Annotated in this window: 13 protein-coding genes; 1 reads left to right on the top strand and 12 read right to left on the bottom strand. The window is 47.1% G+C overall.

All coding sequences use genetic code 11. From position 1 onward, the window contains the following. Positions 1 to 17: 17 nt before the first annotated feature. The 12 genes from WFJ73_RS12380 to WFJ73_RS12325 all read right to left on the bottom strand — a co-directional run bounded on the left by WFJ73_RS12380 (position 18) and on the right by WFJ73_RS12325 (position 11,706). Positions 18 to 563 (bottom strand): YdhK family protein, encoded by a 546-nt coding sequence (locus WFJ73_RS12380; protein WP_336773352.1) that lies wholly within the window; start codon positions 561 to 563, stop codon positions 18 to 20. Between the two features lie 107 nt (positions 564 to 670). After that, entirely contained in the window at positions 671 to 1,741 is a 1,071-nt protein-coding gene (locus tag WFJ73_RS12375) for a sensor histidine kinase (protein ID WP_336773351.1), read from the bottom strand. Next, the gene (locus tag WFJ73_RS12370) at positions 1,738 to 2,430 is read right to left on the bottom strand and encodes a response regulator transcription factor (protein WP_336773350.1); all 693 of its coding nucleotides are present in this window, start codon (positions 2,428 to 2,430) and stop codon (positions 1,738 to 1,740) included. The genes WFJ73_RS12375 and WFJ73_RS12370 overlap by 4 nt, the downstream gene beginning before the upstream one ends. 154 nt (positions 2,431 to 2,584) lie before the next feature. Further along, the gene (locus WFJ73_RS12365) at positions 2,585 to 3,562 is read right to left on the bottom strand and encodes an aromatic ring-hydroxylating dioxygenase subunit alpha (RefSeq protein ID WP_336773349.1); all 978 of its coding nucleotides are present in this window, start codon (positions 3,560 to 3,562) and stop codon (positions 2,585 to 2,587) included. Positions 3,563 to 3,589: 27 nt separating this feature from the next. Next, positions 3,590 to 4,696 (bottom strand): BMP family ABC transporter substrate-binding protein, encoded by a 1,107-nt coding sequence (locus tag WFJ73_RS12360; RefSeq protein ID WP_336773348.1) that lies wholly within the window; start codon positions 4,694 to 4,696, stop codon positions 3,590 to 3,592. 232 nt (positions 4,697 to 4,928) lie between these two features. After that, the gene (locus tag WFJ73_RS12355) at positions 4,929 to 5,393 is read right to left on the bottom strand and encodes a DinB family protein (RefSeq protein ID WP_336773347.1); all 465 of its coding nucleotides are present in this window, start codon (positions 5,391 to 5,393) and stop codon (positions 4,929 to 4,931) included. A 153-nt stretch (positions 5,394 to 5,546) separates the two neighbouring features. Then, on the bottom strand, positions 5,547 to 6,587 hold the full coding sequence (locus WFJ73_RS12350; protein WP_336773346.1) for a phosphodiester glycosidase family protein: 1,041 nt from the start codon (positions 6,585 to 6,587) through the stop codon (positions 5,547 to 5,549). Between the two features lie 232 nt (positions 6,588 to 6,819). Continuing rightward, positions 6,820 to 7,746, bottom strand: a complete 927-nt coding sequence (locus WFJ73_RS12345; RefSeq protein ID WP_336773345.1) for a YwqG family protein — start codon at positions 7,744 to 7,746, stop codon at positions 6,820 to 6,822. Beyond that, a complete protein-coding gene (locus WFJ73_RS12340; protein ID WP_336773344.1) occupies positions 7,736 to 8,599 on the bottom strand; it encodes an imm11 family protein in 864 nt (287 codons plus the stop codon). Before WFJ73_RS12340 ends, WFJ73_RS12345 begins: the two co-directional genes overlap by 11 nt. 149 nt (positions 8,600 to 8,748) lie before the next feature. Beyond that, a complete protein-coding gene (locus WFJ73_RS12335) occupies positions 8,749 to 10,521 on the bottom strand; it encodes an SgrR family transcriptional regulator (RefSeq protein ID WP_336773343.1) in 1,773 nt (590 codons plus the stop codon). Between the two features lie 205 nt (positions 10,522 to 10,726). Then, complete coding sequence (locus WFJ73_RS12330) at positions 10,727 to 10,951, bottom strand: hypothetical protein (RefSeq protein WP_336773342.1); 225 nt, start codon at positions 10,949 to 10,951, stop codon at positions 10,727 to 10,729. A gap of 14 nt (positions 10,952 to 10,965) precedes the next feature. Beyond that, entirely contained in the window at positions 10,966 to 11,706 is a 741-nt protein-coding gene (locus WFJ73_RS12325; RefSeq protein WP_336773341.1) for a hypothetical protein, read from the bottom strand. A 226-nt stretch (positions 11,707 to 11,932) separates the two neighbouring features. Here WFJ73_RS12325 and WFJ73_RS12320 point away from each other — a divergent pair, with 226 nt between their 5' ends. Then, on the top strand, positions 11,933 to 17,065 hold the full coding sequence (locus tag WFJ73_RS12320; protein WP_336773340.1) for a DUF7507 domain-containing protein: 5,133 nt from the start codon (positions 11,933 to 11,935) through the stop codon (positions 17,063 to 17,065). Positions 17,066 to 17,222: the final 157 nt, after the last annotated feature.

Genomic DNA, 17,222 nt, shown 5'->3' with positions numbered 1-17,222 from the left:
TATATCATTACGGCCCATCATGATTTTGAAGGCGAAAGCTCGCTTTCCGTTACCCACTTATGATTTTTCACAGGTGCTTCACCAGTCGTTGGCGTGTAATCAACCATATAAACGGTCGTTTGCTCAGCGGAGACAATTTCAGCCGTCGCCCCTTTCATGCCCGTCATATGATCAGCTTCCAGCATAACCTTCGTACCGGGTTTCAAGATTTTATCGCCATTATCTTTAATCTCTTGTTGAATGACCCATTTATGGTTCATTACTTTTTCCCCGCCAGTTGTTGGTGTGTAATTAACAGCATATGCTATTGTTTGGTAAGCTCCAACTATCGTCGCAACTGCCCCTTTCATACCCTTCATGTGGTCATCTTGCATAATAGCTTTACTACCAGGCTTAAAAGTAGGGCTTTCAGCTTCTTTCAAACCTGCCGGCACTTCATTTGATCCTGAATGATTCATACCCGAATGCTCCATATTGCTACTGGTTTCCGCTGCGTTATCCCCGCATGCGCTTAAGAGCGATAGGATCACAACCGTTAGGATTAATATCCCAATTCTCTTCATTTTTGCGTGGCCTCCTATAATTAATTTTTTACGATCTCGATGTTTATAAGTTTAGCCCATACTTATGTAGATCTTGTGTAGAAGAACGAATCATATTCTTTTCGGGACTATATCTGTTTAGGGAGACGAATCATTATCGCGGTTCCGTGGCTACTTTCCGCCCATACCCGTCCTCCGTGGGAGGCTACCAGCTTTTTCACTATCGCTAAACCTAGGCCTCTGCCGCCGCTTCTCCCGTTCCGTGATTTGTCTGCACGATAAAACCGCTCAAAGATATAAGGCAAATCCTCTCTGTTAATTCCTTTGCCCGTATCAACAATGCGAATCTGCGCTTCTTGTGCTACTTCAACAACTTCAATGACTACTTGTCCGTTTGCGGGAGTATAGTTTAGAGCATTACTGAGCAGATTGACCAGAACTTGAATCATGCGGTTGCGGTCAACAATAACATGGATATCTGGACCGGCTTGATAAGTAAGGCTAACCTTTTTTTCCAGATAGGCTGCAGCAACAAGCTCCACTCCCTGTTGGATCAGGGCATGCAAGGATTCTTGCTTAAGTTCCAGGCGAAACGAAGGCGAGTCTATATAGGTCAAGTCTTCCAATTCAGCAACCATATTTACCAGCCGATCAATCTCTTCATAGTAAGCATGTATACGCTCGGGAGTTGGTTCCCATATCCGGTCTTCAAAGGCACGCATGTGGCTTTTTAATGTGGCAAGCGGAGTTCTTAGTTCATGGGCAATGTCTTCTATCATGTTGATTCTTAGCTGCTCTTGCCGATAAAGCTGTGAAGCTAATTCATTAAGCGAAGTGCCAAGATCCGCAAGCTCATCGTTGCCGCTTGTGACAACCCGAACATCAAGATTCCCATCCGACATGCGTTCAGCTGCCTGTTTCATTTTCACAAGCGGTCTAGATATTCGTTTGGCGATATAGAATCCAATCAAAATCGCAAGTATTGAGGAACCCGCAAACGTCCAGGCAATCGATTGCAACAAGGCTTTCTCCAAGTGATAATCCAATCGGGGTAAATCATGGGTCACCCCCTCTATCTCATGGTACATCGAAAGATGGTAATGCGTGGCCAACATGGTGCTTAGCGTCGAAATGAACAAGATACACGCGGCAGTTCCGATAATAATGGCAGCGAGGCGGTTATGAAGTCGTTTGCTCATCTTCCGCTCCCAGCAAAACGATAGCCCGAACCGTAGACGGTTCGGATATATAGAGGATTTTTCGGATCCGGTTCGATTTTGTAGCGGATGTTCTTCACATGTTGATCAATGGCGCGGATATCGCCTTCATAATCATAGCCAAGCACTTTATCCACCAATTCATTACGCGTAAAATGACGCTGCGGATATTTGGCCAACGTTAGAAGCAGCTTATATTCGTTTGGCGTTAAGTTAATCGGTTCCCCATGGCAAAATACCATTTGTTTTAGCGAATCGATTTCCAGATGTCCTTGATTAAAGGATGAACGGTCGGCAAGCAGCTGACTGTCGTCCGTTCGGCGCAATATTGCCCGGATCCGTGCCACGACTTCGCGCGGGTCAAAGGGCTTAGTCAAATAATCGTCCGCACCAATCGACAACCCTTTAATACGATGATTATCCGACGCCCTTGCGCTAAGCATAAGAATAGGCATTGAGTTCATCCTCCTTATTGCTAAGCAAACCTGCTCTCCGTCCATATCCGGTAGCATTAGATCCAGTATAACGAGATCAACCGAGCTATTCCGCAGCGCTTCTAATGCATCGCTTCCTGTGGCAGCTTCCAGCGTCTTAAAGCCCTCTTTTTTCAAATAAGATAGGATAACATCCCGGATTTTGACTTCATCCTCCACTACCATGACTGTTTTCATCTTTTACCTCCAAAGAAAAATACGGATTAAAACAACATACCCCCCACGGGTATATTAAACTCTTTATATCCTATTATCAAGAACTTTGTGGTCGCCTTAAATAAAAAAAACCAATATCCAGCCCCGAAGCATGGATATTGGCGTTTCTTTAAACTTATTCGGTTCCGATCGTTACGCCTAATTCCTTCAATCTGCGCCGGTAAGCAATGGCGACGCGGTCGCATTTGAGATGCAGCTCCGCCTGCAGATCAAGCGGCAGCAGCTCCGGCTTTTGCTCTTCGACAATTCGTTTGTCCTGCTCGAGCAGCGTATTCTGGAAATCGATAAATACCTGATCCGGAACGTCCGGCGCATAGTTGCGGAGCTGCAGCATAAACGCCGTACAGGTCGTTTCCGTCTCCGGGAGTACAATCAAGAACAAATGAAAGATCTCGTCAGAGCCAACACTACCCTTCACCAGCTTGACGCAGCATGGCGTATAGATCTCGTAGATATACCGGTTGTCGACGCCGATTCCGCGTCCGTCAGGGTCGGGCTGGTAGACGACGATCTCATCCGTAACAAGCGCTCCATCTACCTGATGTACATTATAGTCATTAATTTCGGCAAATTCACTGTCGCCAAGCAGACCTTCATGCACAAACATCAGATGCGAGACATCCAGGAAATTCTCGATGACACGCGGAGCGGATGCTTGAACCGGGTAAGGTCCCATCCAGATTGGCAGAAGCTCCTCCTCCACTTTTCCTTCAAGCGGCGGGTAATCCTCTCTTGGCTCTCCTAGGCAGACCCAGACAAAACCGTACCGTTCCTGGCACAAATAAGTTTGCGTTTTCGCTTTGAGCGGAATCGCCTGCGATTTAGGCAGGGCCGGGATGCAGACGCATCGCCCTTCACCGTCATACCGCCAGCCATGGTAAGCGCAGACGATCTCGTCGTTGTCCACGCGACCAAGCGACAGCGGAACACCGCGGTGAATACAAAGGTCCTTCATGGCTTTAACGCCTTGCTTCGTACGGAAGATGACGACCTTCTCTCCCAGGACAATAACCTGCTTGGGAGTGTCGCTGACATCGGAGGCAATCGCTACCGGATGCCATTCATGCTCGAGTACGGGATCTTTTCTAATCATGCCAGCCACTTCCCCTTCTGTCTTGGACTATTGCGGTATGGTCCCTTCAATGCCTTTGACGAACCAGTTCATGTTCAAAATCTCGTCTACGGTCATCTCTTTGCCTTGCGGCACTTTTTCTGTTCCGCTCTGATCGGCTATAGGGCCGTTAAACACATCGAAGCTTCCGCCTAGAATCTCTTTCTTCTTCGCTTCAACCAGATCTTTGACATCCTGCGGAACGTTCTTGCCGAACGGAGCGATATCCGTAATGCCGTCCTTCATCGAACCGAAATAGCTGTCGGACTTCCAGGTGCCGTCCATAACGGCTTTTACGGTCTGTACGTAATAAGGGCCCCAGTTCCATTTCGGATTGGAAATGTAATAATCCGGCGCGTATTTGCTCATATCCGAGTCGTTGCCGATTCCCCATACTCCGCGTTCGGCAGCGGCCTGAATGCTTGCCGGCGAATCCTGGTAAGCGGCCAAGACGTCTACGCCTTTGTCGAGCAAGCTTGTCGCCGCTTGACGCTCGGCTGTTGGATCGAACCACGTATTGCTCCACACGACGTCTACCTTCGCTTCCGGGTTAACGCTTTGCACGCCTAGCGCAAACGCGTTGATCGTATAAATCACCTCCGGAATCGGATAAGCACCAACATAGCCGAGGTGATTGTTTTTCGTCATTTTGCCTGCTGCCATCCCTACGAGATAAGCGCTTTGGTATTCCTTGCCCAGGTAGGTGCCAAGATTGTCGGCTGTTTTGTAGCCGCTTGCGTGTAGGAACTTCACATTGGGATGCTTCTTGGCTACGGCAACCATCGCATCCATGTAGCCAAAGCTTGTGCCAAAGATAATATCGTTCTTCTCGGCAAGCTCTTCGAATACGCGCTCCGCGTCTGCCCCTTCCGGTACGTTCTCAACCGTAGTTGCCGTAAGGCCAAGCTCTTTCTCCATCATCTTGCGGCCTTGATCATGCTCGTAAGTCCAGCCTCCGTCCCCCGGAACGCCAAGGTAGACAAAAGCGACTCTAGGTTTTGTCTGGTCACCGCTTGCGACAGCGCCTTCTTCCGTTGAATTCGTCTTTGTTTCCTTCGAGCAAGCAGCCGTAAAGACAAGCAATGCTGCCGCTGCAACCATAATGAGCTTCTTCATGCCAAGACCCTCCCCCAATTTGCCGAACGAATGCAACCTATCATTTCGGAAAGCTTAGAGGTAATATAGGTCATTGTTAATTTTACGTCAATATTTCTAACATCAAATATAGAAGAGATACTAAATGAGGAGCGATAAATTGTGCTTGATGCACATTCCTGTATTTTCACGTTAGGTTATGTACTTTTAAAGCTCTTTTAACTGCATAAAAAAACTCCTCATGAAGGAGGAGTTACCCTAATAATAAATCGGGAGAGATTTGCTTAAGATGATGCTCCAAATGCTCAAGGTAATCTTTTATCAACCATTCCAGCGTATGCGTCTCGCCGTTAGGCAGTTGAATGCGGCAGGTCGTTAACGTATCAATGGGCACTGCCGAGATCACTCTCACTATCGCTTGGTTCAGGCTTTCCCATAAGGCAATAATTTCTTCGGCAGGCGCCGATGCATATTGCTGCGCTTCAACCCATTTGTCCTGGTTATATGGAGTAATAACATATGGTCCTGCGGCAGTCGTAGCCTCAACGATTCTTCTGCAATTATTGATCGCCGAATCGCAAAGATGTCCGAGAATTTGAAGACTGGACCATTTTCCAATGCCTCGCGGCGTTGTCATCCTCTCTTCAGACCAAGCTCTTAATTGCAAAGGTATCGATTCAACGTATCTCCCGAGTTGCGCAACGGTATGTGTGATCATCCTTATCGCTCCTTCTCCCGTAGTTGTTTCATTATAGCAACAATCGTTCAAGACGATTATGGAGAGTATTTGATGGTTAGCTTCAAGGATTTCGATAATAAAAAACCTCCCGAAGGAATGTTGCCATTCCAACGGGAGGTTTTGCACTAAATCTTACAAGCCAAGACCTTCAAACGAAGTTACGTCTTTCCCATCCACGTCAACGTGAAGGGTATCGCCGGCTTGCGGAATCAAAGCCCAAATATTCGGCAGATAACGGGGAATATTATTGCGGGAAGAAGGAATCGTAATGTTATCGCCGTTAAAATACATCGAAGAGGAAGAACCGCCATCCATGCACATGGCATTTACAGCTCCACGCTCGTAGAGCAAATCCTGCACTTCCTTGATACTAGCGCCAACCGAACGAGTCTGACGGCCGTCAATCACGACAAAGATGATGCTGCCATCGGCTTTTTGGCCAATTGCCGTTCGGGGACCCCAACCCCAACCGCCGTCACCGTCAACCATCTTTTGACCGTTTACGATAAGCTGCGGTTTGAAGCCTGCTGCATATTGTACCCCTAAGTTAACCAACTCATTCGCGCTATACTTGCCGGTAATCATTACGCCATCTTTGGTTATGCCGGCAACAAATTCTTTTGTATTCTTATTCTGGCTTTTAATAACGCCGTCTTCAATAACGACACCGGTAGAAGCTCCGCCGTTGCCGTGTCCATCCAAGTCGACAAAGCCACTCGCGTTAATGGCGGCAAGTGCTTTTGCCCGCTTCGCGATCACAAAGATTTGCTCGCCATGGTCACTAAGCTTCGAGCTTACCAGCTTTACCCGATTCGGATTGGATATGGTGATGACTTTACCTTTGTAATAATGCGTGGGATTGGTATAACTTTCAATCGACTCCACATGCACGTGCAAATCCTTATCCGACTTTACGTTCACCATGCCGCCTAAATCGCCTGATCCCGATGCGCTGTTCACGTAATTCGGATTATTTATATTTTCCAGCATAGCGTCCAAGTCAGTTTGCGGTAAAAAAGTGTACTTCGCCCACTGCCGGTGTTGTGACGATAATATGGTCTCCGCCGCCATCGCCCGAAGACGGTATCCGGAATCTGTAAAGAACATAAAGATACCCGAGATAATTGCCCAAACGAGAATAAAGACACCTATAATACCAAAAAATTTCTTCACAAGTTCCATCCTTTCTTTGCGGACTTCACCCTTTCGATGATAGCCCATTATAAATGCAACAGCTGCGTAAATACTAGAAGTAAATATTTTCAGTACAACCATTAAGATGACATCCACATCTATCAGACGTAACAAATCGATAAATATGTGCAGTTTTTCGCAAATTTTTTGTTGAAATTTTTCCCATAACAAAAAGCAGCCTCATGTATCGAGACTGCTTAGCGAAACAGCTTTATGTTCCTACCCGTTCCGTGTAGACGTTTTTGAACGACAACTTTTTGAAATCATCCTCATTAATAAAGAAGTATAGAAGTCCGGACAAATCCCATTCCATCCCCAATTCAATGTTCGAATCTGCTTGAAATAATAAAATATCTTTTTGGGGATAACCTCCGTATTGCAGAGCTGTCATATGCCCTAAAAAGCGATAACCAATTTCAACATCATATGTTTCTTGAAACTTAGCTTTAAAAACAAGTGAATATTTATCCAGAACATCTTTCTTTTTAAGAATCTTATTTTGTTGCAAATAATCTCCATCCGGAATCGTTAATTCGAGTTTTTTTTCGATAATTCCCGACTTGAATACCTGTTCTTCCGTTAATGCTTCGGGTGGATCCATTCTAGTTAATTGCGAAGTATCCGCAGTATAATATACCAGATTGTTTTTCCTTTTTTGAGAATCAAATTTCGGGTTATCATACCATAATTCATAATCATAGACGTAGAAGAAATACAAAATCCCGCTTGCTGGATATTCCGGATTCACAGATTCCATAGGAAACTCTTCCAAATTGATTTGTGCCAGAAATGACATGGGATGCCCTTCCCAGGAAGGCCAAATGAACGAGGACGGAACATCTGGATGCCCGCCGATTTTACTGGTTCCAATACCGATCTGTTCTTCATCTACCATTTTAGGAACCATATAGAATCCTGGTTTAATTTGTTGCTTTATAATAGTCCAGTAAGAACCTAAACCCGCTTGATCTGCCAATAAGCCAATTTCGTCTAAGGTTGGATTGAACCACTTATCCTCGTAATTAGTTATATGGCTGGTTTCCTTTTCTGTATTCTCCTTTGAACATGATGCCGCTGAAAAAATCATTATTATTCCTAAAACAACAATGGTGAAAAACCTCATAACCTTATCTTTCATTTTTAAATATCGCCTTCACAACCCTGTTCAATAGACCAGACTGGTCTTGCTCTTTGATTCCCCACACTTGACCAAGCAATACTGGAGGGATGAAGATAGGATATATCCATGAATAGGTTCCATCAAGGAGCAGCTCGCCAAGTTGAAAACGTCCATGATCATCCAATCGCATTGCCCATCGATCGCTATATGCGGTTATTTTTCTTTTCTCCACATATTTTCTGGCTGTTGGATAATTAAACGTCTTTATACGCTCCAGGTTGCTTTGCTGGACCATAGCATTGAACTTCTTTTGTTTGTCTTGCCAACTGAAGGCAGAATCCCATATCTCAATAAGCTGATAACCTTTCAGCTCTGAGTTGATAATAGCTTCATGAATATGGTCGCTGACAAAAGGATAATTTACGACTCTATCACCCTCGTGAAATTTTACACGCATAATGTTATGCGGCTTAACAAGCTCCTCATAAAAGGCATATTCCGTGTATTCCGAAATGATATTACTTCCGTTTAACCTCTTAATCAGACTATTCTCGGCGTCAATGCAGGATACGTGGTTAAGCACGTGCATGAAGTAGTACGCAGCTCCTTCAATTTCCAAAGGAAGGAATTCTGCTTCTCCGGTATGAATGGTGGTTTCAAACACATCCTTTGCTCGTTGATTGATAAGAAGAGCCCCCTTATGACAGCCCATAATGTCACTTGGTTTGCCATTCTCATGCAAAATCACTTCCGGAGCTTTCCATTGCTCACTTAACGGTGTTCCATTGAATGTTAATCGTTCGTAATCATCCATGTTGCTAATTTTAAAGTGATTATAGGATGGATGATAATCTAACAGCCAAATTTTCAAAGTTAAAACACTCCCATTTATCTAATCAAATACTCTAATTAGTATCGGATTAAGGAATGTTTAACATTATATCCCTGCTGCTTTCATCTATTGTGAATGTTGGAATAACGTAAAACGGCAGCTTGCCGGCTGCCGTTATCTCAAAACTATTAGTCATGCTCCTCCAGCCAAACATCCTTGAAGTCAATCCAACCTAAAGGGTTCAAGTTCACCCCGCGTACGGAAGGATGCAAATACGTGCTTAAACGTCTGTGGTGCAGGAAGGATACCACCGCTTCCTGCCGGAGTCGCTCTTCTATTTCTTTAAGTATCCGGCGTCGTTCATTCATGGACTCGACTGCTACGGCAATATCGATCCGGCTGATTATCCACTCTTTCCTCTCCGAATCAAAAAAGTTCTTCATCACGCAATCGCGATGCTCGTAAGCTTCGATTTCGCATACTTCATCCTCCGGAAATACGAGCCCCGAGATGCAGAAGTCTGCTTGCATTAAACAATCGTAAGGCAGCTTCTCCGTCCGAATTCCCCAATCGGCCAAACGGTTCATCACCCAAGCGCCGTCCTCCTCGTACTTCGGATGAAAAGCAAAGCGTAAACTCTCTCCGCCGTAACCCGATTCATGCAAAAGAATGCGAATCTGCTCTGGCTGGACTGGCTCAAGCTCCTGCGAGTCATTCTGCTCCGGCCTAAAGCCAAACGCGGGGATCGCCCTTTCGCCGCCAAGCTCGTCGATCATCTCCTGCGGGTGCAGTATCCGGCGTACAGCCTGGCGGAAGGGCTCGGACTGCTGTGGCCCTTGGGCAGCAACGTTCCAATTCAGAAGAACGCAGCCTTGGCAGATCTTCTCAATCTCCTGCCACTCTTCCTTCGTGCTTTCCCGGTCCATCCTCATCGTATCCAGACTATGATGCACCTTCGCAAGCTTATCGATCTCTTGACTGCAGTCCTCCGGCATGATAACGACTTCCACTTCATCCAGATAAGGTCTGCCCTGAAAATAAGCATCATGGGCATCCAGCCTAATTCGACCGTTCATCCACTTCGTGAGCTGGAAAGGACCCGTCCCAATCGGCTGATTCCAAAACTTCTCCTCTTCCATGCCGGCAAATTCGAATGGAATAATACCCGTAGCAGCTGAGCACATAAATCGATCGAAGATCCGGTTCTCTCGGTTAAGCTTGATCCGTAGCACGCGAGAACCAATCGTCTCTATGCTTTTAACCTCTCGCAATAGCCAGCTATTCGCCGTTTCCCCCTGAAGTCGTTGGAAAGTAAACTGCGCGTCTCTTGAGGTTAGCTCCTGGCCGTTATGGAAACGGACGCCTTTACGGAGATAAAACGTCCACTCCGTGGCATCCGGATTTGAACTCCAGGAGTGGGCGAGCATTGGCACAATCTTCCCCAGTTGCTCGTCAAACCTTAACAGTCGGTCAAAAATCTGGCGAATCAGGTGGGAATCAAAGGAGTAAAGCAGATCGGCTGGATCAAGCGTCAGGGGTGCTTTTAATACGGGGAAGATCAGTGAATCCCGACATTGCTCACCTTCTCCCGTCTCTTCTTTCTTATAGCCGAACTGATTGTCGAGCCATTCCAGAAACTTGATTCTGGCATTCGTACCGTTGCCGTATTGTGTAATAAGATCAAAAGCGCGCTTGTAATCCCCTTGTTCCGATGTATGTGTGGCAAACTCCAATAGATAGGGTTCTTTGGCGGCATGAAATACGATTTTGGACCGGTGGCCTCTGCCTACTCCCGGGAGCCAATCAATCAGCTGCTCGCTTTGCAGTTTCTTGAGAATAAGCTTGGCGTTACGCGGCGTGCAGTATAACATTTCGGATAATTCCTCAAGAGCAACCTCGACAGGCTCCGCTTCGCCTCCGAAGCGTTCATATAACGTAAGATATCTCTCATCCAGCAACATGTCTGCAGCCCTCCCTAGCTTTCATTCAGGATAAGAAGTTGGGGCAAGTATACACTTCTTTCAAGCGTTTGGGTAGCATGAAGCTCGCATTCCTTACAGAGCTGTAACAGGAAAAAAGCCGCTGATCGGCGGCTTCCTTTAAATTTTATTTGAGCTAGCTGTTGGCACAATCTAGAATGAGCCTCGCAGCTCCGCTTAAAAGAACTTACCTATGAATGAACCAGGAGACTAGAAAAAGCAATGCGCCAAGAATGATAACCGCGTAGAAGAAATAAGAGAACCACCGCAATGCCTTTGGCATGCTTTTTAAATCCGCCCGTTGATTCGGAAGCCCCATAATCTTCTGATAATGATCCGTAGCTTCATTAAAGGATACGACGGAGGATGTAGTCGTTGATTCCTCCTTCTTTAATTCTTCCTTCTCCTTCATGGTTAATCCCCCCTTTAATTGGTGAACGGTAAGAGATCTCGAGGCTGCACTTGCTCAGTCTTGCTTAACTTCATCCTATGCTGCCCGGAATCATAGTCGTAATGCCACACCTCGATAAACGCCTGCCCTCCGCCTTCGCCGCCCGTAATGACAAGCTCATTATTGCCGGACACCTGCAGCGGATAATGCGGATGCTGGAAGAAGCTGTTCGTGAGCTGTCCCGTCTCATCTTCGAAGGTAACGGGAAAAACCTGCCCGTCCTCCACTCCAAAAAGATAAGCTTCAAGCGCATGGCAATCCGTATAACGCGGATAGTACGTAAAAAAATCGGTATCTCCGATTGTGAGCATTTGCAGATTAATCGTTTCGTCGGTTGGCTCAATAATCTCCAGGTCTTCAGGAAAAGACAATACATTCACGGGAGTCCCCCCGGCTGCAGGTTTCCAAATTGCCTCATAATCCCCCGTCCAGCTTAAATCGGTTTCGAGCCCGTAGCAGCTAGGAGCACCTAGCACAGCTACCGTCGCTTGACTTTTTGGTTGTATCATTAGTGTGCCTGCCTGATGGGAAGCCACCGCTCTTACCGAGAGATCTTTCTTGACCGTATCCGTATTTTCCGGGTTATCTGATTCTACAGACCCTTCAGCTGCACCGGCTGACGGAGTAATTTGCGGGATTACCGCTTTCTCCGTTTGAACAGAGCATGCCGTAAGCCATACGGCTAGCCCTACCAGTATACTCATTTTAAGCTTCATCAACGTTCCTCCGGCTGTATCTCTTCACACTATATTCGGCAAACCAAAAGCTAACCCCTTTAATTTCCACACTTAAATTTCGAATAATCGACTGCAATCGGACAAGCAAGAACTCTGTCGAAAATTCTTCTAACGGCCAGGCTTAAAGAATATTTATATACAATGTTGGTTTTTAAGATAACCTTTCGGATTAATTCCCTATAAAAAGGAGGTATCCACACTCGCAATGCCAGCTACAATTACGGGAATTGTTTTTAACGATTTGAACCATGACGGGATATTTACCGTCGGAGAACCCGGAATACCAGGTGCATTCGTCGTCTTGTTTAGCAGTACCGGCGGTACCTGCACGCCTGTGCAAACCGATGCGGCGGGCAGTTACAGCTTTTCGATCACCGCAGCAGGGACGTATACGGTGTATGAGACCGTTGGCAATCCCGGTTCAACCTGTCCCCCGGTTGCTTTTTCCCAGCCTGCAGGTTTTACCATGTCCAATGGACCTCGCAAGTTAACGTTAACCGTTACAGCGGCTCAGGTTACGGGGAACGCCGTGCTCAGCGGCAATAACTTCAGTCATGACACGATTAATAACCCGTTAGGCTGCACCACGAGTATGATTCAATTTTCCGGTCGTCCTTCTATCTGGTACAACATTAATATCGTTACGGGCTCTGCCGTTGTTCAAGGAACCGTCAGCCCGCCTGTCGATATTAACGGCATTGGCTATAATTCGCTTGATAATTACATCTATGGCTATGATCAATTAAATAACCGTATCGTCCGCGTAGACAACAACGGAAATGTCATCACCCTGTCTCCTCTTCCGCCTGGCCTGCCCGTAGACACTTACAATGTCGGAACATTCGATTTGAACGGATTCCTGTATCTGTTCGTTAATAATGAGACAAGATTTTATGTCGTTGATCTTCGACCGAATTCCGCGACGTTCATGAAGCTTGTCAATCCGGCTAACGGCTTTCTGGAGCAGACTAGCAACTTTGGAGTAGCTTTGAGCCGCGCACTCAACTCCAGCGACTGGGTATACCGGCCGCAGGACGGCAATTTGTATGCCATAACGCCAGCTGGGCTAATGCAGCGAATTGCGCCAACCACGGGGACAATTACGAATATAACAACTACGCCTTTAAATACGGGGCCTTTTGGAGCGGTTGCCCTTGATGCAACAGGTACGATTTATGCCATTTCGAATAACGACGGGAATATATACCGTTATACCATTTCCGGCAATACATCTGCCGCAAGCCGGTTCTCTTCAACGGTCTCTTCTTCCTTCAACGATGCTACTATGTGCGCACTAGCTACTATTAATCTGGACTTTGGCGATGCGCCGGATGTTGCTGCGGGCAATGGACCGGACAACTATTCTACGTTGCTTTCCTCCGATGGTCCTCGTCACGGACTCGTTAACAATCTGTTTCTGGGCACCAGAGTTACGGCTGAGACGGATGCCCATCAAAACTTTGATGCAACCGGCGATGATTTGACGCAAGGCATTCAAGACGATGGCGTGGTTTTGCCTTTGCCCATTTTGATTGCAACTTTAGGATTCTATTCCTTCCCCGTGACCGTTACTAATACGACAGGTATATCGGCTAATCTGTATGCGTGGGTAGATTTTAACGGGGATGGCATTTTCCAAGAGGAAGAGGCTTCTCCTGTATTGACGATACCTTCGATTCCCGGCACTCAAACCTATGAGCTTCATTTCTTCCCTGCTTTTGGCGTGACTCCTAGCTCGGACCACACCTTTGTTAGAATACGTCTAACAACCGATACGCTGGTGAATGCGAATCCGCCGGGACAGCTTGCAGATACCCGAAGCTTGGGCCCGGCTACAGACGGGGAAGTTGAGGATTATATTGTTTTTGTCCAGAAGGCTGTTGAAATCTTTATTAACAAAACCGTTGAGCCAATGGAAGCATTGCCCGGGCAGGTCATCACCTATACTTTCTCGATCAAAAATCCGGCGCCTTTCCCGCTTACCAACGTTCACATTGAAGATTCGCTTCTTGGTCTGGTCGATATTATCTCTTTCCTTCCTCCTGAATCGACTGTCGAACTGCACGCCACTTATGTCATTCCGCCCGGTACTCCAGCTGGCTCCATTATCGTTAATACGGTATTGGCGATATCGGATCAAACCCTCCCTGTTCAGGATCAAGCCGAAGTTATCGTGCTCCCTGATTACCAGTTATCTATTACAAAATCGTCTGACCGTCTCACCGTCCCTCCCGGCGATACGGTTACCTATCAGATTGTCGTCACCAACTTATCCAATGCTCCAGTTACCAATATTGTCGTTAAGGATGATCTTGTTGGCTTTACGGATGTAATCCCCTCGCTTGCCGCCGGCGAATCCCGCTCCTTTAATGTACTGTTCCTTGTTCCTGCCGGCACTTTAGCAGGCACCGTCTTCAATAACCTGACGGTTGCTACTTCCAATGAAGCGCCGCCTGTATCCGATACCGCAACGATAGTCGTTCCGCCAGTTCTGGAAATTTATCTGGTCAAATCGGTTAATCCTCAGGTTGCCGCTCCGGGAGAAACCGTTATCTATACGATAAACGTAACGAATGCGGGTAATGATAGACTTACGAATATCCGCATCACCGATCCCGTACTGAATGTTGACCAGATTTACGAGGCGATAGATCCTGGAGACTCGATCATCATTACGGTTCCTTTTGTCATTCCGGACAATGCCCTGCAAGGCGAGACCATTGTGAATATCGCATCCGTTACGACGGACCAGATTGGACCTGCCCAGTCGGATGCCGTTGTGAAAGTGCTGGGACAGCCGGATATCTCGCTCTCCAAATCGGTTTCACCTCCGCAGGCTGCGCGAGGGGATCAAGTTACGTACACTTTGGTCGTTGCAAATACCGGTAATACCGTTTTGTCCGATGTACGGTTATCCGATCCTTTGATTGGATTAGACGAAGTGATTGGCACTTTGGGAATTGGAGATCAGCGAACGGTCAGCTTCCCGTTTATCGTCCCGGAGTTGTCCGTAAACCCGTTCGTAAACGCAGCTGCCGTATCGGGTACGTTTGAGACTCTAACCGTATCGGACATCGATGACGCTTCCCTGGAAATATTAAATCAAGCACCTTCCATTGCGGTTGACAAATCCGTCGACCAGATTCAAGCGATTGCTGGCAGTACGGTACATTTTACGTTCACCGTGACAAATACCGGAAACTCCACGCTCTCCAATGTGGTTATTTCTGATCCGCTGCTTGGTTATGTGAATACCATTGAATTCCTTGAGCCTGGTGTGTCCGTAACCGAGACCGTTCCATTCCTGATTCCTCCAACCGCTGCGGCCGGAACAATCATCAATAATACAGTAATAGTCACTTCAACAGAAACCGCGCCTCAAGAAGAATCCGTCAATGTAACGGTAGTGGGAGTTCCCGAGCTCTCGATTACGAAAACACCAAGCGTGGAAAACGCGCTTCCTGGCGCTACAGTCATCTATACCATAACGGTTGCGAATACTGGCAATGTTCCGCTGACCAATGTTTTAGTCCAGGATGCTTTACTGGGGCTGAGTGTCGTTATCCCCACTCTCGGGATAGGAACATCTGAATCCTTTACGCCTTCATTCGTCATTCCGGTAGGTACGCCAATTGGCTCGGTTATTCAAAATCGCAGTACGGCCGCTTCCGATCAGACCGATACGACAGATACTACCGCAAATGTGCTTGTAGACCCTTTGCCTCCGGTTTTGACCGTTACCAAAACACCGGACAGGGAAATTGTTTCCCCCGGCGACACCGTTACTTATACGATTACGGTTGCTAATGCGGGGACGGTTGTATTGACAGGTGTTGAACTCAGGGATGATACCATTGGGGTAGCGAGTGCTATCGGTACTCTTAACCCTGGTGAAAGCCGGACGCTTGCGTTCCCTTACGTTGTGCCTTCAAGCATTCTGCCGGGTACAGTCATTGTGAATACAGCAGTTGCCACGTCCGATCAGACCAATCCCGAAGAAGGAATCTCTACGGTTACCGTAGATCCGACCGCATCGCTTCAAATCAGTAAAATATTTGAGCCAGCCGAGGCACCGCCAGGTCAGACGGTAACAGCCGCCATCCGCGTTCAAAATACGGGGAATGTAGAATTAACCAATGTCATCGTAACGGACGCTATTCTCGGTTTTAACTCAACTATTCCAACACTGCCCGTTGGTTCGGTCTATATCATTCCTCTTCCGTTTATCGTGCCAATCGCTCCGGCTGGAACCGTGCTGTCCAATACGGCAATCGCAACATCAACCGAGACGGGAGAGTCTTCTTCGACTGCAACGCTTATCGTACAGCCTGATTTTGTGCTTAACCTGACCAAAAGTGTCGAGCCCTCGGTCGCTTTGGCCGGAGACACGGTCACCTTCACCTTTTTTATCCAAAATAATTCAAACACATCGCTCACAAACTTGCGCTTCGTAGATGAATTACTGGGAATAAACGAAACTGCGGATACAATCCCACCCGGATTCTCTATTCAGCTATCCCGGACATTTACCATTCCTGCAGGTACCCGCGGCGGGACCGTTCTCACCAACACAGCCGTTCTAAGTTCGAATGAGACTCCTCCTGTTACCGCATCCGCCAATGTGACCATCCCGGCGGATCCGAAACTGGAGATCGCCAAGACCGTATTTCCTCCAATCGCATTGCCTGGAGAAACCGTCTTTTTCCGTATGCGCGGACAAAACACGGGTAATGTTCCTTTAACAAACATCCGGGTCTCCGATCCGTTGCTTGGGATTTTTGGCACCGTCGTATCACAGGACGTTGGCGAAGCGTTGACGCTTATCTTCCCTTTCACAGTTCCGGAAAATGCAGTCCCAGGTACTCCGATCGTGAATACGATATTGGCGGAATCGTCCCAAATTGGACTGGTACGCGCAGATGCAGTCCTGCGGGTCATTGGAGCACCTCTTGTCGTAACAAAAAATGCCGATTCCACTACGATTTTTGTAGGCGATAAGGTGAGATTTACGATAACGGTGACGAATGTGAGCGATTTGCCGATTAACGATGTGACTCTACATGATGTACTTCAAGAGGGAACCCTATTTATACCAAACAGCGTGGATATTAACGGCAGAAGCGTAAGCAATGCGGATCCGGCACAGGGCATACCGCTAGGCAATCTGTCTTCCGGCCAGTCCCTGACCGTCAGATTCAGAGCCGAGCAGTCGCTCCTGCCGCCTGATGAGCAGGTCGAGAACCAAGCCTCCGTCAGCTTCAGAATAGACGATTTATTGCGGCGGCTTACCATACGTTCCAATCTTCTTGTATTACGCGTGGAACAAGAGGAGGAGTAAGAGGACTATAACGCCATCGGGTAATACTGATGGCGTTATTTTTTGATGCGAGGCTAACGAAACTATGTTAATCTATTTGCCCGAAACTGGCTGTGAGGGAAATCTAACGAAGCCTGATATCACTATTTACCGCGAATAAGCGCTATGATGCCTGAAA

This window comes from Paenibacillus sp. MMO-58 (assembly GCF_037146255.1).
Lineage (GTDB): Bacteria > Bacillota > Bacilli > Paenibacillales > Paenibacillaceae > Pristimantibacillus.
This window is presented reverse-complemented; position numbering and strand designations above follow the sequence as displayed.

Coding starts and splice junctions, on each gene's coding strand:
- WFJ73_RS12380 (WP_336773352.1), bottom strand. CDS start 563: ATGAAGAGAATTGGGATATTAATCCTAACGGTTGTGATCCTATCGCTC.
- WFJ73_RS12375 (WP_336773351.1), bottom strand. CDS start 1,741: ATGAGCAAACGACTTCATAACCGCCTCGCTGCCATTATTATCGGAACT.
- WFJ73_RS12370 (WP_336773350.1), bottom strand. CDS start 2,430: ATGAAAACAGTCATGGTAGTGGAGGATGAAGTCAAAATCCGGGATGTT.
- WFJ73_RS12365 (WP_336773349.1), bottom strand. CDS start 3,562: ATGATTAGAAAAGATCCCGTACTCGAGCATGAATGGCATCCGGTAGCG.
- WFJ73_RS12360 (WP_336773348.1), bottom strand. CDS start 4,696: ATGAAGAAGCTCATTATGGTTGCAGCGGCAGCATTGCTTGTCTTTACG.
- WFJ73_RS12355 (WP_336773347.1), bottom strand. CDS start 5,393: ATGATCACACATACCGTTGCGCAACTCGGGAGATACGTTGAATCGATA.
- WFJ73_RS12345 (WP_336773345.1), bottom strand. CDS start 7,746: ATGAAAGATAAGGTTATGAGGTTTTTCACCATTGTTGTTTTAGGAATA.
- WFJ73_RS12335 (WP_336773343.1), bottom strand. CDS start 10,521: ATGTTGCTGGATGAGAGATATCTTACGTTATATGAACGCTTCGGAGGC.
- WFJ73_RS12330 (WP_336773342.1), bottom strand. CDS start 10,951: ATGAAGGAGAAGGAAGAATTAAAGAAGGAGGAATCAACGACTACATCC.
- WFJ73_RS12325 (WP_336773341.1), bottom strand. CDS start 11,706: ATGAAGCTTAAAATGAGTATACTGGTAGGGCTAGCCGTATGGCTTACG.
- WFJ73_RS12320 (WP_336773340.1), top strand. CDS start 11,933: ATGCCAGCTACAATTACGGGAATTGTTTTTAACGATTTGAACCATGAC.